The sequence below is a fragment of the Streptomyces sp. NBC_00094 genome (assembly GCF_026343125.1).
Classification (GTDB): domain Bacteria; phylum Actinomycetota; class Actinomycetes; order Streptomycetales; family Streptomycetaceae; genus Streptomyces.
On sequence record NZ_JAPEMB010000002.1, the window covers coordinates 1 to 19,676 of the forward strand.

At 66.9% G+C, this 19,676-nt stretch carries 16 protein-coding genes and 2 pseudogenes; 9 read left to right on the forward strand and 9 right to left on the reverse strand.

Annotated features, from left to right (window positions below; all coding sequences use genetic code 11):
• Positions 1–193 (forward strand): annotated as a pseudogene (locus OG580_RS35890) (hypothetical protein); the annotation flags it as partial.
• A 14-nt stretch (positions 194–207) separates the two neighbouring features.
• Here the strand turns inward: OG580_RS35890 and OG580_RS35895 are convergent.
• Positions 208–1,779, reverse strand: a complete 1,572-nt coding sequence (locus tag OG580_RS35895; RefSeq protein WP_267047833.1) for a hypothetical protein — start codon at positions 1,777–1,779, stop codon at positions 208–210.
• A 113-nt stretch (positions 1,780–1,892) separates the two neighbouring features.
• Between OG580_RS35895 and OG580_RS35900 the strand changes: the two genes are divergently transcribed.
• Positions 1,893–3,100 (forward strand): IS3 family transposase gene (locus OG580_RS35900; protein WP_267047832.1). Its coding sequence is split into 2 segments (ribosomal slippage): positions 1,893–2,139 and positions 2,139–3,100, totalling 1,209 coding nucleotides; the frame shifts between segments, so codons are not numbered across the junction.
• A 29-nt stretch (positions 3,101–3,129) separates the two neighbouring features.
• Here OG580_RS35900 and OG580_RS35905 read toward each other — a convergent pair.
• Positions 3,130–3,777, reverse strand: coding sequence for a hypothetical protein (locus OG580_RS35905; RefSeq protein WP_267048251.1), 648 nt, complete (start codon positions 3,775–3,777; stop codon positions 3,130–3,132).
• A gap of 589 nt (positions 3,778–4,366) precedes the next feature.
• On the opposite strand from OG580_RS35905, the pseudogene OG580_RS35910 reads away from it, so the two are divergent.
• Positions 4,367–4,489, forward strand: a pseudogene (locus tag OG580_RS35910) (ATP-binding protein); the annotation flags it as partial.
• Positions 4,490–4,523: 34 nt separating this feature from the next.
• Here the strand turns inward: OG580_RS35910 and OG580_RS35915 are convergent.
• The gene (locus OG580_RS35915; protein WP_267048252.1) at positions 4,524–4,898 is read right to left on the reverse strand and encodes a hypothetical protein; all 375 of its coding nucleotides are present in this window, start codon (positions 4,896–4,898) and stop codon (positions 4,524–4,526) included.
• Positions 4,899–5,043: 145 nt separating this feature from the next.
• Between OG580_RS35915 and OG580_RS35920 the strand changes: the two genes are divergently transcribed.
• Positions 5,044–5,721 carry a hypothetical protein gene (locus OG580_RS35920; protein ID WP_267048253.1) on the forward strand — a complete coding sequence of 226 codons (678 nt, stop codon included), beginning with the start codon at positions 5,044–5,046 and terminating at the stop codon, positions 5,719–5,721.
• Positions 5,721–6,485 carry an IS21-like element helper ATPase IstB gene (gene istB, locus OG580_RS35925; protein ID WP_267048254.1) on the forward strand — a complete coding sequence of 255 codons (765 nt, stop codon included), beginning with the start codon at positions 5,721–5,723 and terminating at the stop codon, positions 6,483–6,485. Before OG580_RS35920 ends, istB (OG580_RS35925) begins: the two co-directional genes overlap by 1 nt.
• Positions 6,486–6,491: 6 nt before the next feature.
• Here the strand turns inward: istB (OG580_RS35925) and OG580_RS35930 are convergent, their stop codons facing one another.
• Together OG580_RS35930 and OG580_RS35935 are read right to left on the reverse strand one after the other, a co-directional pair.
• Entirely contained in the window at positions 6,492–6,821 is a 330-nt protein-coding gene (locus OG580_RS35930; protein ID WP_267048255.1) for a hypothetical protein, read from the reverse strand.
• 270 nt (positions 6,822–7,091) lie between these two features.
• Positions 7,092–7,883, reverse strand: coding sequence for a helicase-related protein (locus OG580_RS35935; protein WP_323182701.1), 792 nt, complete (start codon positions 7,881–7,883; stop codon positions 7,092–7,094).
• Between the two features lie 307 nt (positions 7,884–8,190).
• Here OG580_RS35935 and OG580_RS35940 point away from each other — a divergent pair, with 307 nt between their 5' ends.
• Positions 8,191–8,919, forward strand: a complete 729-nt coding sequence (locus OG580_RS35940; RefSeq protein ID WP_267048257.1) for an SMI1/KNR4 family protein — start codon at positions 8,191–8,193, stop codon at positions 8,917–8,919.
• A 42-nt stretch (positions 8,920–8,961) separates the two neighbouring features.
• Here the strand turns inward: OG580_RS35940 and istB (OG580_RS35945) are convergent, their stop codons facing one another.
• Both istB (OG580_RS35945) and istA read right to left on the reverse strand, forming a co-directional pair.
• On the reverse strand, positions 8,962–9,756 hold the full coding sequence (gene istB / locus OG580_RS35945; protein WP_267048258.1) for an IS21-like element helper ATPase IstB: 795 nt from the start codon (positions 9,754–9,756) through the stop codon (positions 8,962–8,964).
• 12 nt (positions 9,757–9,768) lie between these two features.
• Positions 9,769–11,388: an IS21 family transposase gene (gene istA, locus OG580_RS35950; RefSeq protein WP_267048286.1), complete on the reverse strand. Its 1,620-nt coding sequence runs from the start codon at positions 11,386–11,388 to the stop codon at positions 9,769–9,771.
• A 178-nt stretch (positions 11,389–11,566) separates the two neighbouring features.
• Between istA and OG580_RS35955 the strand changes: the two genes are divergently transcribed.
• Positions 11,567–12,661, forward strand: coding sequence for a TniQ family protein (locus OG580_RS35955; protein WP_267048259.1), 1,095 nt, complete (start codon positions 11,567–11,569; stop codon positions 12,659–12,661).
• A gap of 51 nt (positions 12,662–12,712) precedes the next feature.
• Here OG580_RS35955 and OG580_RS35960 read toward each other — a convergent pair whose 3' ends face one another.
• Positions 12,713–13,471, reverse strand: a complete 759-nt coding sequence (locus OG580_RS35960; protein ID WP_267048260.1) for a hypothetical protein — start codon at positions 13,469–13,471, stop codon at positions 12,713–12,715.
• Positions 13,472–13,681: 210 nt separating this feature from the next.
• On the opposite strand from OG580_RS35960, the gene OG580_RS35965 reads away from it, so the two are divergent.
• A complete protein-coding gene (locus OG580_RS35965) occupies positions 13,682–14,098 on the forward strand; it encodes a hypothetical protein (RefSeq protein ID WP_267048261.1) in 417 nt (138 codons plus the stop codon).
• 233 nt (positions 14,099–14,331) lie between these two features.
• Here the strand turns inward: OG580_RS35965 and OG580_RS35970 are convergent, their stop codons facing one another.
• Positions 14,332–15,189, reverse strand: a complete 858-nt coding sequence (locus OG580_RS35970) for a hypothetical protein (RefSeq protein WP_267048262.1) — start codon at positions 15,187–15,189, stop codon at positions 14,332–14,334.
• A gap of 123 nt (positions 15,190–15,312) precedes the next feature.
• Here OG580_RS35970 and OG580_RS35975 point away from each other — a divergent pair, with 123 nt between their 5' ends.
• Positions 15,313–19,659 carry an ATP-binding protein gene (locus OG580_RS35975; protein WP_267048263.1) on the forward strand — a complete coding sequence of 1,449 codons (4,347 nt, stop codon included), beginning with the start codon at positions 15,313–15,315 and terminating at the stop codon, positions 19,657–19,659.
• The last annotated feature ends 17 nt before the right edge of the window (positions 19,660–19,676 follow it).

The window sequence follows — 19,676 nt, forward strand, 5'->3', positions numbered from 1 at the left end:
CCACCGGCCCGTTCCGAGAGGGCACAGCGAACAGATCGAGGTCGACAGCGAGACGGAGCCAGTGACCGTGAAACTCGGCGTGTGGGCATCGAACACCAAATCGAGGAGGGACCGGCTGGACGCTGACCAGCTCGCCGCCCTCGCGAAGCTCGGCATGGACTGGGCTGACCAAGGCACGCACGGCTGTCCGTAGTGGGCGGCCGGTGCTCACTGCCTGTCTCGGGGCGGGAAGAATCCCTGGCGTTCCGAACCGTCCACGCTAAATGCGTGGACGGTGGCACGCCCCCTGATGCCCGCTGGCGGTGTCGGGTTCTCGATCACGATGACTTGGCCCGGCGGGTTCTCCAGGAGGTCGCGGTAGAAGTTCTCGGCGACGTCGGCGGTCATCAGCTCGGGACGGTCCTCGTGCGGGTCTTCGGGCCGGCGGTAGGTGAGGACCGGCGTGTCCAGCACGACGAAGCCCGGGTGGATCAGGTCGCGGGCTGTGTTCCGGCGCGCGAGTGATACTGCGAAGGCGGCGTGGAGGATGGAACGCATACCCCTGCCGCGGCTCTTTCGCGGCTGTCCGTCAACGGAGAGCTCGGCAGCCGTCGGGTCATAGCGGACGCGATTGTTCCCTGGAACATGCCAAGCTTCCAAGGTCTCATGAATCATGCGCTCGAAGTCGGCGATGTCGGCGGCAGGAATGCCGTCGGGACGGGCAGCCGGCAGAGCAGGAGCCACGGTGGACAGCGATGCCTTGAGGTCTTCGAGCTGCTCGATCTGACCGTGCAGGGCAAGCTCGCTTTCGACCCGTGAACGGGCGTTCAGCAGTTCGGTGGCGTCCATGTCGACCGGCTGCATCCGTTGATCGAGTGCGCGGAGCTCCGCAGCGTTGTGCGCGAGCTCTTCGTCTCGGGCGGCGCGGGCCGACTCTATGTCCGCTGCCTGCTCTTCCAGATCTTCGATCATGAGGAGCAGGTCGCTGAGCAGGTCGGTTGTTTTTCGGGTCTCCGCAGATACAGACGCTGCCAGCTGGGTGCTCTCGGCGACGTGGTGCTCCAGGTGCTGGTGCTGAGGCTCGGCGCCGCAGAAGACGCAGGTCCCGGTCTGGAAATAGCCCAGGAGGGTTCCGGCCTCACCAACCATCTGGAGCCGGGCCAAGTCCGACTCGTACTGCTCCTTCAGCAGAGCGAATCGCGCAAGCAGTTGCTGGACCTCGTCGCCCCGCTGCTGGGCCGCGAGGTCAATCTCTTCCAGGCCCCGGCGGTCACGCAGAAGGCTGGTGCGGACTTCAGCAAGTTCGACGGCGGCGGCGGTCACCTCGCCAAGGGCCGCCTGCAGGCGGCCGAGCCGCTCCCGCAGTTGCGACTGGTTCGCCTCCATCGTGAGCTTCCCTCGGCTCTCATCGATCAGGTGGTCGATGACCGCGATCTTCCCCTTGCCGAACTGCTTCTCCAGATTGCTGGGCGCCGCAGGGCGCTCCGGCTCCTCCTCTCCGCTGAGGAGGAGTTTGAAGACCGACTTCTCCCTGGTCTCATTCAGCGGATTTCGAGTGCCGAGTACCGGAGAGTGCTGGTCTGCCATACGGGTGTCGTTGACGACGGCCAGGCGCGCGAGGTCCCGAAAATTTAGCGGCAGCACGTTGCCACGGCCGCTCTGGAGGATCCGCCGGCCGTCGATCCCCAGCACGGTCAGCAGGTAGCGGGAGATGTTCTTCTGCGACTTTGCGTTGTGCTTCGACTTGAGGGTCTCGTCGGCTGGCTCCGATGGCACCTCTCGGAGATCGTGGTTGAACACCTCGATGGTGTCGCCGCCGATGGCCCGGGACAGGGTGAGGCTGCGACTGAGGCTGATCCTTTGGAGTGGACACCCTGACAATGGATCTTGATGGTCCAGGGAGGGATGTCCAGGTGGGACGCAGGTCTCCGTATCCGGAGGAGTTCAGGAAGGACGCGGTCGCGCTCTACCGTGCCGCCGCCGGGAAGAGGACCTACGCGGCGGTGGCCGCGGATCTCGGCATCACCGCGGAGTCGCTGCGGACGTGGGTGCGCAAGGACGAGGCCCAGGCCGTGCCCGGACGCCGTGACACGGGTGGCGAGGCGGAGGAGCTGGCCCGGCTGAGGGCGGAGAACGCCCGGCTGCTGAAGGCCGAGAAAGAGTGGCACCTCGAGCGCGAGATCCTGCGCCGGGCGGCCGCGTATTTCGCTCGGGAGGTGAAGTGAGCCCTCGCCGCTGGGACTTCATCTCCGACAACCGCGCCGACTTCGGCGTCAAGCGGATCTGCCGGGTGCTCGGGGCCTCCCGCGCCGGCTTCTACCGCCATCTGGCCACCGGGCAGGCCCGCGCCGAGCGCCAGGCAGAGGAGAAGCGGACCGTGGCCGAGATCCGCGCCATCCACGCCGAGCACGATGGCGCCTATGGTGCCCCGCGCGTCCATGCCGAGCTGCGGGCGAGAGGACGGCGGATCAACCGCAAACGCGTGACCCGGCTGATGCGGGTCAACCACATCGTCGGCCGGCACCTGCGGAAGAAGAAGCGGACGACGATCGCGGACAAGGCCGCGCCGCCCGTGCCGGACCTGGTGATGCGCGACTTCACAGCCGACACCCTCAACACCAGGTGGTGCGGCGACATCACCTACATAGCCGTCGGCACGACCTGGCTCTATCTCGCCACGGTGATCGACATCTGCTCGAGGCGCGTGGTGGGCTGGTCAATCGCCGATCACATGCGGACCTCGCTGGTCACCGACGCGATCGAGATGGCCGTGGCCGCCCGCTGCGGCCGGGTGGACGGCGTCGTCTTCCACACCGACAGGGGTGCCCAGTACAACGCGGCCGCCTTCGCCGACGTCTGCCGCCGGCACGGCATCCGCCGCAGCATGGGCCGGATCGGCTCGAGCTACGACAATGCCCTGGCCGAGTCGTTCTTCCAGGGCCTCAAACGAGAACTGCTTCACGGAAGACGCTGGACCTCGAAGGCGCAGACACGGCTTGAGGTGTTCCGCTGGCTGTCGTACTACAACAGGCGCCGTCGGCATTCCGCTCTCGGATACCTCACACCAGCCGAGTTCGAACAACAACTGATCACGTCACGTACGCTGTCACTCGCCGCATGAAACCCGGTGTCCACTCCCCGGGATCAACCTCAGACGACATGCTGGTCCAGTTCCGTAGTCAGGCGTGTCTTGCCCACGCCCGGGACACCAACCAACACCGTGTCGTGGCCGGCCCTGACCTCAGCGGTGAGCGCTTCGAGCGAGCCCTCCCGTCCCACGAGAGGAATCGTGACGGCATCGTCGTCCAGCATTTCAAGTGGGTCGTCGAACAAGGCACCAGGTTCTGCGGCAATGCGCAGGAGGTTCCAGCGCCATGCCCTCTCATACACCAGCCTGCTGGCGAACCACTCCTGGCCGTAGATCTCAGGCGCGGGCAGCTGTTGCTTCTCGCACAGCTGGTGCATGGCCCTTCGTGTCTTCGCGTCGATGGCGTTGGAGCAGGCCACCACGACCAGGTCTACTCTCAGGCCCTCCTCGCGCATCCGCTTCAGGCCGTTGCGCAGATTTGCCACAGGGTCGCCTGTCGTGACGAGGAGACGTCCACGGGCGTCCACATCACTGCTGCCATCGGTGAAGGGGAGATAGATGTCGGCGTCGCGGCCGAAGTCATGACCGCCCTCGACTGCTGCCAGCCCTGGGTAGCGTGCTTGCAGGAGCGCGCACGCGCACCGCTCGAACTCGGTGGGATGAATGACCTGCTCACTGAGTGCCTGTCGCACCCGCGCCACGAGATCCACAGGAACTCATGCTACGTGAGGCAGTGGTCCAGCTGTCCGGCTTCCACTGAGTGTGAAACCCCAAGTGGCCATAACAGTGGCGACAAGGGCTGGCGGGCCGAGGCAGAACACCAGCCACTCCGAAGGGAGCTCCTGGGCGGCTTGCCTGTAGGCGGCGTGGCGCGCCAGGTGGTCGGCGATGGCGGTCAAGACGCCCGGAAGGAGAACCGCCAGGGCCAGGTTCATCATCTCTCTGGAGCACATCTCCACCACGCCGCCGTGGGTTGCCCCAGGCCTGTGCCCCAGACGCCGGTCAGTCCGCGGTTCCTCCAGACAGGCCAGTACAGAACGGAGATAGACAGAGCCGATGCCGGCGTCACGGAAGTCCCGGGCCCAGATGATCGCACGCCGCATGCCTGTTGGGTGCAATTCAGCTCCTCCGCTAAGGGCTGTCCCGTAATCCCCGGCGGGCGCGCGGCGTCAGCTACGGCGCCTCGCCGCGTTGTCGGAACGTCCGCATACATCCAGTATGCGGACGCCCCTCCGCCTTGCGATGCACCGCATCTGACGCCGCGCGCTGATCCACCGGGGATTACGGGACAGCCCTGAGGTCCTCGCCACCGCCATCCTCGACCGGCTCCTCCACCACTGCGAAGTGATCTCCATCAACGGCCCCAGCTACCGGCTCAAGAACCGCCTCAAGGCCATCGAGCGGGACAACGACGTGGCCTGACGACCCACGTTGTTTCCGGCGGCCAAGCACTTGATCAGTTGTTGACCGCCCGCTGGAAGATCTCGGAGAACTCACCGTTCTCGATCAGTCCGGCGATCACGTCGGTCATGTTGTCGATGCCGGGATCCCTGACGATCAGGCCGTCCGAGACCCAGAAGTACCGGCCGCCGAGGGCCTCGTCGGTTCCTGCCCAGAGTTTCATCAGGCGCTCGACTTCCGCGACGGTGAACACGGTCGCGGTCCAACGAGATCCATCCTTCAGAGTCACGAAGACATCGACGTTGCAGACCTCGCCCAAGTCCTCGCCGTCGCTGGGCAGGAACGACGCCTGGAAGTCCTGCATGCGGACCCGATACCAGGGCTCGTCCCACCCTCGCTCGATCGGTTCAGACGATGTGCTGTGGCTCATCGCGCGAGTGTCCCTGGTCGGGGCATCGATCTCAACCGAGATCCTCTGCCGTGCTGCTGCCCACGGTCAGAGCTGGGGACGTTCGTCCGTACGCAACTGGGGAGAAAAGTCCGTACGCCGACAGCCATTGCAGGGAGCCGCCCCGATGGCGGTGTTCGAGGCCATCGAGGCCGAGACCCTGCTGCCGCTGCCGCCCACTGCGTTCGTGCTGGCCCGCTGGTCGACGGCGGTGGTCGGGCCGGACATCCACGTCAAGGTCGGCCGCACCCTCTACTCGGTGCCCTGGAAACTGATCGGCCGCAGGGTCGACGTCCGCTCGACCGCCACGATGGTGCAGGTCTTCCTCGACGGCGACCTGGTCAAGACCCACGTGGCACTTGAGCAGGGAAAACGCACCGACAGGAGCGACTACCCGCCGGAGAAGATCGCCTTCCAGATGCGCACGCCGGTCTGGTGCCGGACCCAGGCATCCGAGGTCGGTGACGCCTGCCGGACCGTGGTCGACCAGCTGCTGGAGGTCAACGCGCTCTACCGGCTCCGCGCCGCCCAGGGGATCCTCGGTCTGAAGAAGAAGTACGGCGACGCGAGGCTGGAGGCCGCCTGCGCGAGGGCCATCACGGTCGGTGACCCGTCCTACCGGACCATCAAGGGCATCCTGATCGCCGGCACCGAGACCGATCCGGAGCCCGAATCGAGCGGGGACGCGGGAGCCGCGGCCTTTCTCCACGGGCCCAAGCGGCTGTTCGCCTCCGTCGCCCCGTCCGAGACGGCGGATGAGCTCCACGACGACCAGGTCCACGGCGAAGCTGAGGGAAGCATCTGATGAGCGTGATGGATTCTGCCCTGCGTGAGTCGCTGAAGTCGCTGCGGCTCTCGGGGATGCTAGAAACCCTCGATGCCCGCCTGGCCCAGGCCCACGGCGGCGAGCTCGGGCACCTCGACTTCCTTCAGGTCCTCTGCCAGGACGAGATCACCCGCCGTGAGACCGTCGCCTTCCAACGCCGCCTGACGCGGGCGAAGTTCGAGCAGCAGGTCACCCTGGAGGAGTTCAACTTCACCGCCTCCTCGAAGCTCCCGGCCGCCCAGATCCGCGACCTCGGGGCCCTGCGCTGGCTCCACTCCGGCGAGTCGGTCATCCTCTTCGGTCCGGTCGGGGTCGGGAAGACACACGTCGCCCAGGCCCTCGGTCACCTCGCGGTCCGCCAGGGCGCCCACGTCCGCTTCGCCAAGACCAGCCGGATCCTCGCGGACCTCGCCGGCGGCCACGCGGACCGCACCTGGGACAAACGGATCCGTGAACTGGTACGGCCCGACGTGCTCATCCTCGACGACTTCGCCATGCGCCAGCTCGGCGCGTCCCAGGCCGATGACCTCTACGAGCTGGTCAGCGAACGGCAGGGCAGGTCCCTGATCATCACCAGCAACCGAGCGCCCAGCGACTGGTATCCGCTCTTCCCCAACCCCGTGGTCGCCGAATCGCTGCTGGACCGGCTGATCAACACCAGCCATCAGGTGATCATGAACGGCCCCAGCTACCGGCCGAACAAGCGCCCCAGGAACCCCACCGACAAGCCCGCAGGCAAATGATTCCGTTCAGTCCCACCAGTTGAACATCAGCTCGCCGACCGTGCTGGGGCGCCAGTAGCCCACTTGTTCCAGTTCTTCTTCGGCGAGCTCACTGGTGTCAGCCGAGGCCAACGGGATGCCCAGTTCATCGACGTCCAGCAGCCGGAAGCCGCCCGTCTCAAACGCGGCCGCCCATGCCGGCGGAGGTGTGAAGTCCGGCAGGGGCGCTCCAGCCTGCGGCGGGCTCGCCACAAAGGCGACAACCGGGAGCACCTCGTGGCACAAGACCGTTGACGAACCGGACGGCGTGGTGATCAGAGCCGTATGGAAGCTCGGCGTGGCTCCGGCCGGGGTCACTTCGCCGACCGTGCCACGAATCGATCGGGCCACAGCATGGCAGGCAGTCCTGAAGGCCACGACGTCCGCCCGCGGCAACGGGTCATCGCTATGCCCCCAGAACCCGGTGGCGCCTCGCGCGACACGATTCAACGCACGACTCAACTTTCATTCTGGCCGTCAGATCTGCTGCCAAGGGTGCCACGCGACCCAGCCGAGTGATCACCTGCCCGTTCTGCCCCCCATCAGAACCATCTCCTGAGTGGCTCGCTCAGCCGCGAGGGTGGGGAATTACGTGAACTTACCCCTGGGGAATAACGCGATCGTCCACAGCAGGGCCTGCAGGATGTTCCACAGGCCGCCGAAGCTGGTGCCGGCCAGGATGTCGTGGGCGCTGGCGCCGTCGGGCAGGTAGACGGGGATGACGAGGGTGGCTTTCTTGCCCTCGCCGGGCTGCTGGCGCAAGGCGCGGCCGATGGACTGGATGGCGTCGATGACGCTTCGGCGGGCGGCGGCGAAGACGACGGCGTCGATGGCGGGGATGTCGACGCCTTCGTTGAGGACGCGGACGTTGCTGAGGACCGCGCGCCGGCTGGTTGCGTCGAAGTCCTGGAGCAGCCGTCGGCGTTGCCAGGTTTTCTGTGTGCTGTCGACGGCGTGGGACCACAGGTCGGGGATTCTCAGGTCGCCGGTCAGCTGGCCGACGGTGCCGGGAAGGGCCTTGGCGAAGGCGTGGGCGGCGGCAATGCGGTTGTGGAAGACCAGGACGCGCCGCAGGTCGTGGTCGGCGATGGCGCGCAGTACCGCGACGTGGAGGGCCGCGGTGCGCAGTCCGTTGTGGTGGCTGGTGCCTGCGGGTGGTGCGGTGAGGATGGTGCGCAGGTCCGTGTCTTCGATGACGGGCATGACGACGCGGTAGTCGGCGAGGATTCCGCGTTCGATGGCGTCGGCCATGCCGAGGCGGTAGACGGTGGGGCCGAAGATGTCGACGCGGTCCATGGTGGCGTCGGGCATGGACTCGAACAGAGAAGAGAGGCCGTTCGCCGGTGCCGGGGTGCGGAAGATGCGCGGGGTGGCGGTCATGTAGAGGCGGAGTTTCGCCGGGATCTGGGCGTCGTCGTGGATGACGCCCCATCCTTTGTCTGAGCGTCTCGTGGCGCGGTGGGCCTCGTCGATCACTGCCAGGTCCCACGCCGGTATCCGGTACTGCTCATGGATGTGACGGATGCGGGGCAGTGGCTTCGTAGGTGTAAGGCGAGAGCGTTTGATGCCGAGTTTGGGCAGCAGATGGTGATCAAGAAGGCCAGGAATGTTGCTGACATCCGAGAGCACCTGGTCGGCGTGTCGGGGCAGTCCGAGGACCGGTTAGCCGGACGGATATCGTCCTGGCATGACACATAGGTTTGATCTTGCTGCGTCTCTCGCCAGAGGCGTCGAAGACCGCAGCGGCGCGTGGAGTTTCATCCAGGACTTCTCTGTCCATTGGGCCAGCGCCCTGAAGACCGGCGACGGGTGGACCGAGGCTGACCTGGCCGCGGCGGAGGAGAGGCTGGGTGTCCAACTGCCGGCCGCGCTGCGCGAGGCGTACCTGCTGTTCGGGCGCCGTCGGGACCTCACCAGCAACCACGATGTGCTGCTCGGCCCGGCAGAGCTGTATGTGGATGACGCGAAGGAGGCCCTGGTCTTCCGGCACGAGAACCAGGGAGCCGCCTCCTGGGGCATCCCTCTCGACAGCCTCCAGGATGACGACCCGGCGGTGTTCATCCGGTCCGACTTGGCAGACAAGTCCGCCGAGCGGTGGGAGGGCTGGCTGGAGCGTCTCTCCCTTTGCTTCGTCGAGATCGTTCTGTCCGAGTGCGTGCAGGCCGACGGAGAGTTCTGCGACTTCCTTGACCCGGATCACGACAGCATCGAGCTGCTGGAGCAGAACTGCGTGCAACTGCCGTTCCCGGCCTATCCCATCTGCGAGGAAGAGCACCCGACTCGCTGGTTCCTGGGCCAGGACGTCCTTCTGCGCGACGACGACGGCATGGCCGTCCTGGCTCGTGCCCGGACGCCGGAAGACCTCGACCGCATTCGTGACCTGATTCCAGGCGACTGGCTCAACGACTACCGCTGAACGCGCCCAAGGCTTCCGTCGGCCGCGCTTCCCGCGTCGACGTCAGCCCAGGGATTGCTGTTCGGCGCGGGCTCGGGTGGTGGCGAGGCGGTAGGAGTCAGTCCCAGTCTCGATGATGTTGCCGCCGAAGGTGAGGCGGTCGACAATTGCAGCGCAGAGGCGGGGATCCGTGAAGGTCTTGGTCCAGCCGGAGAACGACTCGTTCGAGGCGATGGCCACGCTGTTCTTCTCCTCGCGCTCTGTCAGAACCTGGAAGAGGAGCTCGGCGCCCCGCCGGTCGAGTTCCATGTAGCCGAGTTCGTCGATGCACAAAAGATCAACGCGGCCGTAGCGGGCGATGGTCTTGGTCAGCTGCTTCTCGTCGGCGGCCTCAACGAGCTCGTTGACCAGCTTCGTCGCCAGCACGTACTTGACCCGGTAGCCGGCCATCGCGGCTTCGGTGCCGAGCGCGATCAGCAGGTGGGACTTGCCGGTGCCGGAGTCGCCGATGAGGCAGAGCGGCAGGCTCTTCTTGATCCATTCGCACTTGGCAAGGGTGTGGATCAAGGCGGCGTCGATGTTCGGATTGGCGTCGAAGTCGAACTTGCGCAGCGACTTGTCGCGGGGGAACCCGGCCGCCTTGATCCGGCGCTCGGAGCGGCGACGTGCCCGGTCGTCACACTCGGCCAGCAGCAACTCGGCGAGGAAGCCGAGGTAGGACATCTGCTCGCGGCCAGCGGTCTCGGCGAGTTCGGGGAACTGGTTCCGGATGGTCGGCAGCCGCAGCATCCTGCATGCCTGGTCGACCGCGGCGGTGGCGGCCTGCTCGGTGAGTCCTCGCTGGCGGGGGAAGGTCACAGTCGTTCTCCTTCAGGGGGTGGGGCGGTCCGGCCGACGCAGTCGCAGCAGCTGGTCGTAGTGGGCGACCGAGGGAAGCGGCCGCTTGTCGGGTGGCAGGTGGGCCAGCCGACGTGAGGTCAGGAACGTAACGTTTGACCGGTCGACCGTGGGTGGCACGGGTTCCGCGAGGGCATAACTGTCCTCCTCAGCCGCCTTGCGGGCTTCCAGTGCGACGGCGTCCGCGGTGAGCGCGCCCGTCTTCAGGGCCGCCGCGAGGCCGGTGACCAGGTGTTCGTGGGGCAGGTGGCGGCCCAGCAGGAGGACCTCGATCAGCGCGCGGGTGCCGTCTCGCTCGCCGTGGGCCCTGACGGCCGCCGCCCACCAGGCGTCGTGGACCGGGGTGAACCTGCCTGCGGAACGGGCCTGGTCGAGCGCGGTCGCTCCTGGCAGGGCGCCGGGCTTGCGCACGAGCGCCTCCAGATAGTGATCCAGGTCGAGGCGGCAGCTGGCTTTGGCGATCAGCCGTTCGTGCCGGGCGACTTCCTCGCGGCCGTCGTAGACCACCAGCTCGGAGGCGTGCAGCATCGCGCGGACTGTCCTGCCGATCAGCCGGACCGGCACCGAGTAGCGGTTGGTGCGGACGCTGATCTGGCTGTAGCGGTCGACCCGCAAGGTGAAGAGCCGCCCCGTCTCGAACGGCTCGTCCGGCAGCGGGTCCAGAAGCGGCCGCTCGGCCGCGAAGTATTCGCCGATCGTCCGGGCCCGGGACCGGATCCGCCGGGCATCGTCGGCCTCGTCCCACCTTTCGATCATCTCGTTGAGCTCGGCGAGGGTGTCTACTTCCGGGACGGGGACAAGGTGGTTTCGACGGAACCAGCCGATCTGCCCCTCGACCCCGCCCTTCTCGTGGGCCCCACGGATTCCGGGCTGGCAGTAAAGAGCTTGCAGGCCGTAGTGCGAGCGGAACGCGGTCCACCGCTCGGCCTCGACCCGCTGCCGGGAGAAGCCCAGCACCTGGGCGACCGCGGCCCTAAGGTTGTCGTAGCGGACCTTCGAGGTCGGCACTCCGCCCAGCACGTTGAGAGCGTGGACGTGGCCCTCGAAGAACGCCTCCTGCCCGGCCGACGCGAAGATCCGGTGCACCGCCTTGCCCGAGTAAGACAGTCGGAACGCGAACAGGTAGCAGGTCACCAGCTCGCCGGCCAGCCGCACGGTCACGTCGCCGAAGTCGACCTCCGCCTCGGCTCCGGGCTTGTGGGTCTGCGGGACGAACGCCTCCACCACACCCCGGCCGGCCTCGATCCGGATCTCCTCACGGCGCGTTGCAACGTAGCCGCGGACCATCTGGTAAGAGATCTCGTCCGCGCCGTGCTCATCGAGCAGCCGCTCGAAGATCCGCTTCACCGTGTGCCGCTGCTTGCGCGGCGCGTCCAGGTCCGCCCGCAGCATCTCGTCGATCAACGGCTTGAACGGATCCAGCCGGGTCGCTCTCGGCGGAAGCGGCTTCCGCGGCTCGGGCCAGGCCGACGACAACGCCTTCTGCACCGTCAGAAACCCGACGCCGTACTTCCGCTGAAGGGCACGGCTCGACAGGCCCTGACGCGAATCACGGCGGATCGCCGCGTACAGATCGACCTTGGACTTCGGCAGCACCCGGGACCCCTCGTCGTGCAGAGCACAACCATGGTCCCGAAGCAAGCAGCCAGGTGCTCTCAAAACTCAGCGACATCACTCTCCCGTGGAAGAGGGCGCTCTTGGCGCCGGGCAACAGGCGCTCTCGTAACTCACTGACAAAGCCAGCTGGAGCGGGGTGAGGGGGCTGAGACGAGTGGCGACGAGGAAGAGCACGACGCGCCGCAAGGCATGGAGGACGCCGGAGCGTCTGCCGCGGCAGGCGCGGCTGATCGCGGGTGAGTCGACGGGGTCGTTCCTCGGCCGGCTCACGCAGCTCAATCACATGCCGCTGGACGACCTGATGGGCCTCGTCGGCGAGGGCGGCAAAGCGATGCAGCCGCGGTACACCGAGGTGTATCTCAACGCCGGCGCGCTCGATCGACTGGCGGCACTGACCGCACGCGGCCCGGAGGTCCTGCAGCGGACCTTGCCCAGCCTCCGGTCTCATCACCTGCTCGACGCGGGGCCGGGGCCAGTGTGGAAGTGGCCACAGTGGGAGGCAGAGAACGTCTTCCTGGTGCGGGCGTGCGATCTGTGTGCCATGGCCAAGCGGCATCCGTCGGATGTGTACCTGGTGTCGGTGACCCGGTGGAGGGTGTGCGCCCGGCACCACCGGTGGCTGGACAACCTCCGCGAGGACGGTACGACCTGGCTGCCGCTGCAGAACATGCCCGAGGTGGTCCGGGCACACTGTGACCGGATGAGGCTAGAACGCAGGCTCGGTGCCGGAGGGCGTGCCCTGTTCGCCGATGCCCTGCGCATCACGGCCTTGTGGTGGAACGTCCCCGCGCTGAGCCCTCCGGTGTGGGAAGCGCGTGGGCAGCTTCTGGGCGAGGAGGCCGGCGGAGACCTTCGTCTGGCGCCGCTCGTGTCCTACCCCGAGACCGTGCGACTGGCGTTGATGCTCGCGGCCCGGGAACGCCGTCGCATGCGAAGGGCCTGGAGCGTCGAACACGACAGGGCGTGGCTTGCTGCCGTGGGCGCCATGCTGGAGGAGTGGCAGATGCCCGCGGCTCTAGCGCTGGCGCCCGTGGAGATCTGGATGCAGCACCACAGCATGCCCCCGCTGCACCGGAGCGTCAGCCGGCCGGTGCAGGGCAAGTGGCGTCGGCTGCCCGCGCCGCTGCCTCACGAGGATGCGTCTTCGGGCATGCACCTGGAGCGGCTGACGTGCTTGCCGTGGCGGTTCGGCGACGAACCCCCGGAAGCGGACGAGACGATGGCCTGGTCCGTCGCGGGCCGTGCCTGATCGTACGGGTGCGGAAGGCCGGGGCGCTGAGGGTGCGCGTTGAACCGGCTCTCACACGGGGTCCTGCTCGGGGTCGGGCGCGGCCCAGATCGACACCATGGGGATGGGGTCGCTTGGCTGGGCGCCAGGACCCCAGCCACCGACGACGGTGACGCCCGGCGTGCTGGTCCGCGGACCGGGAAAGTAGCCGCAGCGAAGTCCGAAGAAGACCGGGGTGGGCAGACCCTTCCGGTCGAATCGGATGAGAGGGCCCGTAGCCAGCCAGGGGTACTTGGCTCGCATGGCCTCCTCATCGGTGCCGGAGAACAGGGCGACGTTCAGCTTGGACGTACCGCCCTCGCCGGGACCGGGCACGACGAGATCGAGATCCGGCGCCTGAGCGGAGGGGTTTTTGACCAGCGGCAGGCCTGAGAGGTCGAAGCAGGTGATGGAGGCGATGTGGCCGCCAGAGGGATCGTGGAGAGGGCGGCCCATCACGGCGGGGAGCCGGTTGTTCTTTGCTCGAGGCCCGATGTAGACGTGGGTCTGTCCACTGCCGTGCAGCGACATCTTCAGTTCGTCGAATTTTGCGTCCTTGTGGCGCTCCGCCTCGACGTTGACGCTCTGGTCTGGCGCCACGGCCGGGGTGACGGAGCCGTACGCGGTCCATCCCTCGCCCACGTACGGGCGTATGTAAAGACTCGCGTCGCCTGGGTTCGTCAGTCGTGCCCAGGACAAATGAGCGACCTGAGCGAAACCGTCGTCGTGGGCCGCGATGATGCGTACGGACTCGATGCCGTGGGCTGGGAGCCGGGCTGATGCGGTGGTCATGGGTGCACAACCTAATCCGCATTTCGTGGGGGTGGGGACCTGACGGATGTGTGTGGTGTCACCGGCAGGGGGTCCGCCGCGGGGTCGCGGCTGGGATCGGTGGCTGGAAAGAGGCTTGGAGCGCAGGGGGTCTGTACAGATGGCCGCTTGTGATCGGCTGCTGTCGGTGGGCTGGGATCATCAAGTGCACAGGTGTAGGGGAAGGGGCTGATGGCTTTGGCGGACGGTGTACGCCGGGCGAGCCGGTGGCAGGATGCGGTGCGGCTGCTGCTCCTGATCGATGCTTCGGCGAAGCCGGTGTCTGGGGACCTGTCAGCTCCTGCCACTGCGGTGGGGGTGGTGCGGACGCAGGTGCGTCTGCAGAAGCTGGATTTCTGGCTGCGGTATCCGGACTGCTCGTTCCATCAGGCTCCGAACCAATTGATTCACCTCTACGAGGTGCTGGAGTTCGAACGCCTCACGACGCCGGCGCAGCTCCTCCTGCGCGACGGCCCTCCGCTCTGCCCGCATGCCTCGCAAGTTCATGAAGGTGTTGAGCTGAGTCGCCAGAATGCCACCAACGAAGGCCACGGCCGTCCACCAAAGGGGCACCTCGTTCATGCTCGAAGTCTAGAGACGATCCCCTGACCTCATCGGCTGTGACACCGGGCCGTGTATCCCTGGTTCGTAGAAAGATCCCGGATCGGCAGGGCGTCAGTCGCAGGTACCGGACTGCAAACCACGTGCTAGCAAGGGACACCGGCGCTCCGCCTCTGCACGGTTCGATTGACCTCATCCGACGGAAATGCGAAGACAGGCTCTCCGCCTTCTTCGGGACCTGGCCGCGTGGGACACGGTCGAGTGCCGATGGACCATACCGATCACAGACTGTTGGTTTTGGCAACGAGGTCGGCAAGTACCTGCTGGCCGAGGTAGCGCGTGACAGCATGCGGTTCGGCAACGCCGTTGTTGACTGTTTCGTCGCGGATGAAGGGCGCGACGGATGCAAGTCCTGAGTGGGCGACGATGTCGCCGGCAGCTCGGAGGTTCACCCAGTCAACGCCCTCTGGCAGTTTCAGGGCGTCCTCGCATCCCAGTGAGCGGCGTACGGTCAGCCAGCTGAGTGGGGAACCGCAGGTGACGAGCGTGGTGAGGCCTTCTGGACCGGGGCCTATGTCCTGGCGGGTGAGCATGTCGTAGGCGATGACGCTGCCGAGGGAGTGCGCGATGACGAGGCGGGGGCCGGGGCGGTGAAGTTCGGCGCGGACTTCACCGCAAATACGCTCGCCAATGTCGTGGTGGAGATACCGGTACACCTGGCGTATGGGCTTGAGCAGACGGCGGCCCATGTCACGGCCGATGGTGCGGTCGGCGGCTGCGAGTGCCTGGGCAACGGGGCGTGGGGTGTAGGGGATGCCCAGGCCGAGGGTGTCTGTGGGAATGTCCTGGGGGTCGGTCCCGGGTGGGATGTATTCCGCGAGGGTGTTGAGGACGAAGGCCTCCTCCTCGTCGGTGAAAGGTTCGTTGTCCTCGACCAGCGGAGCACTGGTGGGTGAGCTCAGGTGCCGGCTCGGGGTGCGGAAGAGGTGCCCGTAGTAGGCGACGGTGAGTGGCGGGACGGGGCATGCGGGTCCGTGATGGGTCCGCAGGCCCTTGGTGAGGGCTGCGGACCAGTCGGCGGAGAGATTCGTGCTGGTGGTCTTGCCTTGCCAGATGCCGTGGATCCCCACGATGTGCATGCTTCGTCTCCCCCGACTCTGGGCCTGTACAGAAGATCTGTCGTGCGGGGATCGTAGCTGGGTGCTGGTCTGTGGGGGTGGTTAGGGTGCAGGGGCAAGGCGGTTCCCCGGGGTGAGACAGGTGTGGCGGTGCAGGGTCCTCGACAGCTGGTGATTGTTGCGGTGGATGACTACTTCACCGGAGATGAAGATTTCGCTGCCAGGATTCGTGGACAGGTGGAGACGGTCACGCAGTGGCTGGCGGCTCCGGCGCTGGATGCTGAGCGGCGGTTCAAGACTGCGCAGTCCAAGCTGGGTTCAGCTGGCGACCTTCGCGCGTTTCTGGTCGAGCAGGAGCTGACGAGTCCCGCATGGGGCGAGGCGGTGGTGGTCTACATCACCGGGCACGGGGTGCGGGGCCCTTCCGGGCGTCACTACCTGACGTTCGGGGATACCTGCGACGACCGCCTTCTGGGCACGGCGTTTCCTACGAGTGAGCTGATCACGCAGATCCTGGACAGTGAAGCGGAACATATATTGGTGCTGGTCGACTCCTGCTTCGCCGGCAGCCTGGACAGTGAGCTGAGCAGAGTTCTGGAGGATCTGTCTGCCGCCCGCAGAGGTCTGAAGACTCTGGGTGTTGTCGCCACTGGCGATTTTCATCAGTCGCCCCGTGTGGGTGAGTTCACCGAGCTGCTCGGGAAGGTGCTGGCCAAGGCGAGTGACGAGTCGGCCGGGTTCACTGCTCCTCATCTGTCGTTCGAGGAGTGGGACGGGCTTCTGCGGGCCGTGGGTGACGAGAACCCGTGGCTGATCGAGGCGATATGGGTGTGGCCGCGTTCACGTCGCGACGTGCCGAGCCTGTGTTTGCCCAACCCTCGCTACGTGGCCCCAGAGCAGGTAGTGCAGGCGCCCCGGCAGCCGTTGGCTCTCTCTGTACCGGTCTTGGACCAGTTCTGGCTCAGCCGGGCCTCCGGTCGTACCGGTGACAGCGATCCGGGCTGGTACTTCAGCGGGCGTCAGACGCTGATGAAGCGGCTCGTGAACTTCGTTTCCGACGGCGAGGGTGTACTGGTCGTCACCGGCGCCGCAGGGTCGGGAAAGTCTGCGTTGCTGGCACGACTTGTCACTCTGAGCGACCCCCTTTTCGCCCTCGAATCCCGGTTCACGGATGTAGTGCACGGGATCCCTGAGGAGCTGCGCCCGGGGTTGGGGTCGGTGGATGCGGCAGTGGTCGCCCGGGGGAAATCGTCCCTGGAATTGATCGAGGACCTGCTGACCGCGTTCGGCAGGACGTCCCAGGATGCTCCTCCCCTGCAGGTGCTCCTGGAACACCTCCTCGAGGTCGGCACCGCCTTGGCGAGACCCGTCACTCTGGTTGTCGACGGCGTGGACGAGGCGCAGCAGCCTCTTTCGGGATTGTCGGATGTGATCCTCCCCTTGGCACGGCTGCGGAGGAAGGACGGCAGTCTGGCCGTCCGTCTGATGCTGGGCATGCGTAGCTCGGCGCAGGATGCCGGGGACGGGAAGCTGATCGATGTGGTGGCTGATCAGCTGCTCGATGCTCTGCATGGGCTCTTGCGGGCGGGCGGGGTGGAGCTGGGGGTTCCGTTGTCGCAGGTCCGCACAGACGGTGACGAGAGCGTGGAGGACATCACCGCGTACGTGCGGGCGTTGTTGCAGGCGCAGGAGAGCAGCCCCTATCACGGCCTCGACGGCGTGGCCGCTCAGACATCGGAGGTGATCGCGCGGGCGGTGTTCCCGTCGTTCCTCGACGCTCGGCTGGCCGCGGCACAGCTGCGGAGTGCTGCTGGGGTCCAGGACACGGGGGACCGTGAGTGGCGGGAGCGTCTGCAGCAGGGGACGCTGGCGTTGTTCAGGAGTGATCTGCGGCAGGTCGCTCTTGATACCTCGGTCGGGATCGGCGTGCTGTTGTCCGTGCTGCGCGCCACTGCGTTCGGGCAGGGGGCTGGGCTGCCGTGGGCGGACGTGTGGCCAGCGGTGGCGTCCGCGCTGCTGGGGTCGGACGCGTCTGCGCAGCCGGGGCTGGATGAGGTCATCAGAACGGTGCAGAACAGTCGTCTGGTGGGTTACCTCGCCTCCGGAGAAGAAGACGGACGGGTCACCTATCGGCCGGCTCACCAGCGGCTGGCTGAAGTCTTGCTGGAGTATCCGGGTGACCTTGCGTATGGGCCGGACCGGGATGCGTCTGACGGCTGGACCGCCGTGGTGGAGGGCTTCCCAGGGCCGGTGCAGGGTCACAGGGCGATCGCTGTGGTCTGCTCCGATCTCGCACGAGAGGCAGCCCCTGGGGTCCCGCATCCCTATGTGCGCCGCTATACGGTGGCCCACGCAGATGCCGGGGGCGTTCTGAATGACTCGATCATGCCGATCTCCCTGGCGGCTCGTGAGAGCTCGGGAACGGTGCGAGCTCGGCTGGGCATGCCTTTGCCTGTGGAGGACAGCACGCGGCGGGTGCTGTCGGCTGCGGGGTTGATCGAGCCTTACGTGGATGGGTCTGTCGACGTGGCTTCCCGACTGAGTTCTCTGCGGTTCCATCTGGCAACCGCCAGCGGCTCAGAGGCAGTTCTTTCTGGTCGCCCGCCTGAGGATGCCGCCGGCTTGGGGGCCGGCGACTGGATGACGCCGGTGGCGGTGCAGTGGCAGCCACGGGCCAACGTGATCGCATCGCCCGATTCTCATGTGTTCACCCTGTGCACAGTCGGGACGCCGGACGGCCGCAGCCTCATCGTTGCAGGCGTACGCGACGGAATCGCGGTGTGGGATGCAGCCAGCGGCAAGCAGGTGGTGCAGATCGACACAGGGCTGGTCAGGGACGTCTGCGTGATCAAAGCGGCCGGGGGCCGATCGTTCCTGGTGGCCGCCGGCGAGCAGGGGGCTGGGGTGTTCGACCCTGTATCAGGAAGGCGACTGGCAGCCTGGAGCGGCTCCGGCGCCCACCATGTTCACGTTCTGCGGGACGGCCGCGACCGGTGGCAGGTAGCCATCATGACCGCGCACGAGGCCGTTGTCTGGCATCCCTCGGATGATCACTACCGTGCAGTCGTCGGCCCTTCCGGCCGGAACGTGAATACGGCCGCGTGGCTGCGCAGCCCTGAAGGACACATGGTGCGGCTGCTGAGAGATCGTCCCGGTTTCCTACTGCACGACCCGCTTACCGGGGAGTCTTCGCAGGTGCCGCTGGAGTCCGCCGCGACCCTTCCGATGGCAGCGGCACCCGGTCCTGCCGGCTACGACCTGCTGGCGGTCGCACGCCAGAGCAAGGTGGAGCTGTTGGACCCCTTCACAGGAGAGAAGCAGTATCTTCCCGTGCGGGGAGGAAAGGCCGTGACGCTGACGTTGCCTGACGGCCGGCGCGCGCTGGGCCTGAAGAAGGGCCGCTCGCTCACGGTCTGGGACACGTCTGTCGTCAATCCGGCGGTGATAGCGAGCTTTGACTGCGAGCCCGGCTCTCAGGTCACCCTGGTCGCGCTGCAGGATGGCGCCTGGGGGCTGGCGGCCACCAGCGACGAGGGTGTCCTGCTGGTACGCGAGCGTAGAGAGGACGCTCAGGAGGAACCTCGCCCGACGGCCCCGGTTCCTGGGCGGCCGCGGTTGACGGCCGCTGTCACGGCGCAGGACGGGCGGCAGTGGGTGGCTGCGACGCACAGCGATGGCGTGCGTCTGACGGATCCTGTCAGCGGTCAGACTCTGGGGTTTCTGAAGTGTTCCTCGCCGGTGCAATGCCTGGAAGGGCTGCCTGACCTGGGCAACGGCCCTTCGGTGGCGGTTTCCCACAACGGCGGGCTGGTGCTGTGGCAGCCGCAGGCCGGGCACGCCCAGAACATCGCGGGAGCCCCTCTGGCGCCTATCGCCTGTCTGGCCGCCAGGCTCGCCAACGGTACGCCCGTGCTGTTTGTCGCCGGCCACGACGGCATAGGGGCCCTTGACCTCCTCAGCAGCACATGGACGTACTTCGAGCCGCCCGCGCGGGAACGCGTGAGCGAACTGGTGGCGTATCCGTCCCTGGCAGCCTGCACAAAGATCATCGGTGTGGCCAAGAGACGCATGGGCGCGTGGGATGCGCTCAGCGGATCGGCCATCACACAGATCGGGCTCCCTCTCAGTGCGGGGCGAGGCGCATGCGTGGTACCTGTCAAAGGCAGGGCACCCCTGGTGGCGGTGGGCGCCGGGCGAGAGGTGACGCTGTGGGACGTCCACGGCTGGAAGCCCGTCGGATGGATCGACACCCCGCTGACCACTGCGGTCGCGCCTGTCCAGCGAGACGATGGGGCATGGCTGCTGGCGACCGGCAACGGCACAGGGCTGCGGTTGTGGGATCCGCTGAGCGGAGGGCTGGTGCACTCCGTACTGACCGCCGCGCCGGTGACCGGCATCGCACAGACGACCGATCGCGGCAATCTGCTGCACATCAGCGGTCCGGCCGGGGAGGCGTCCCTTCGTTGGCATCTGGGCGACTGCCCCGTGTGAACGGGACGGCTGCAGCT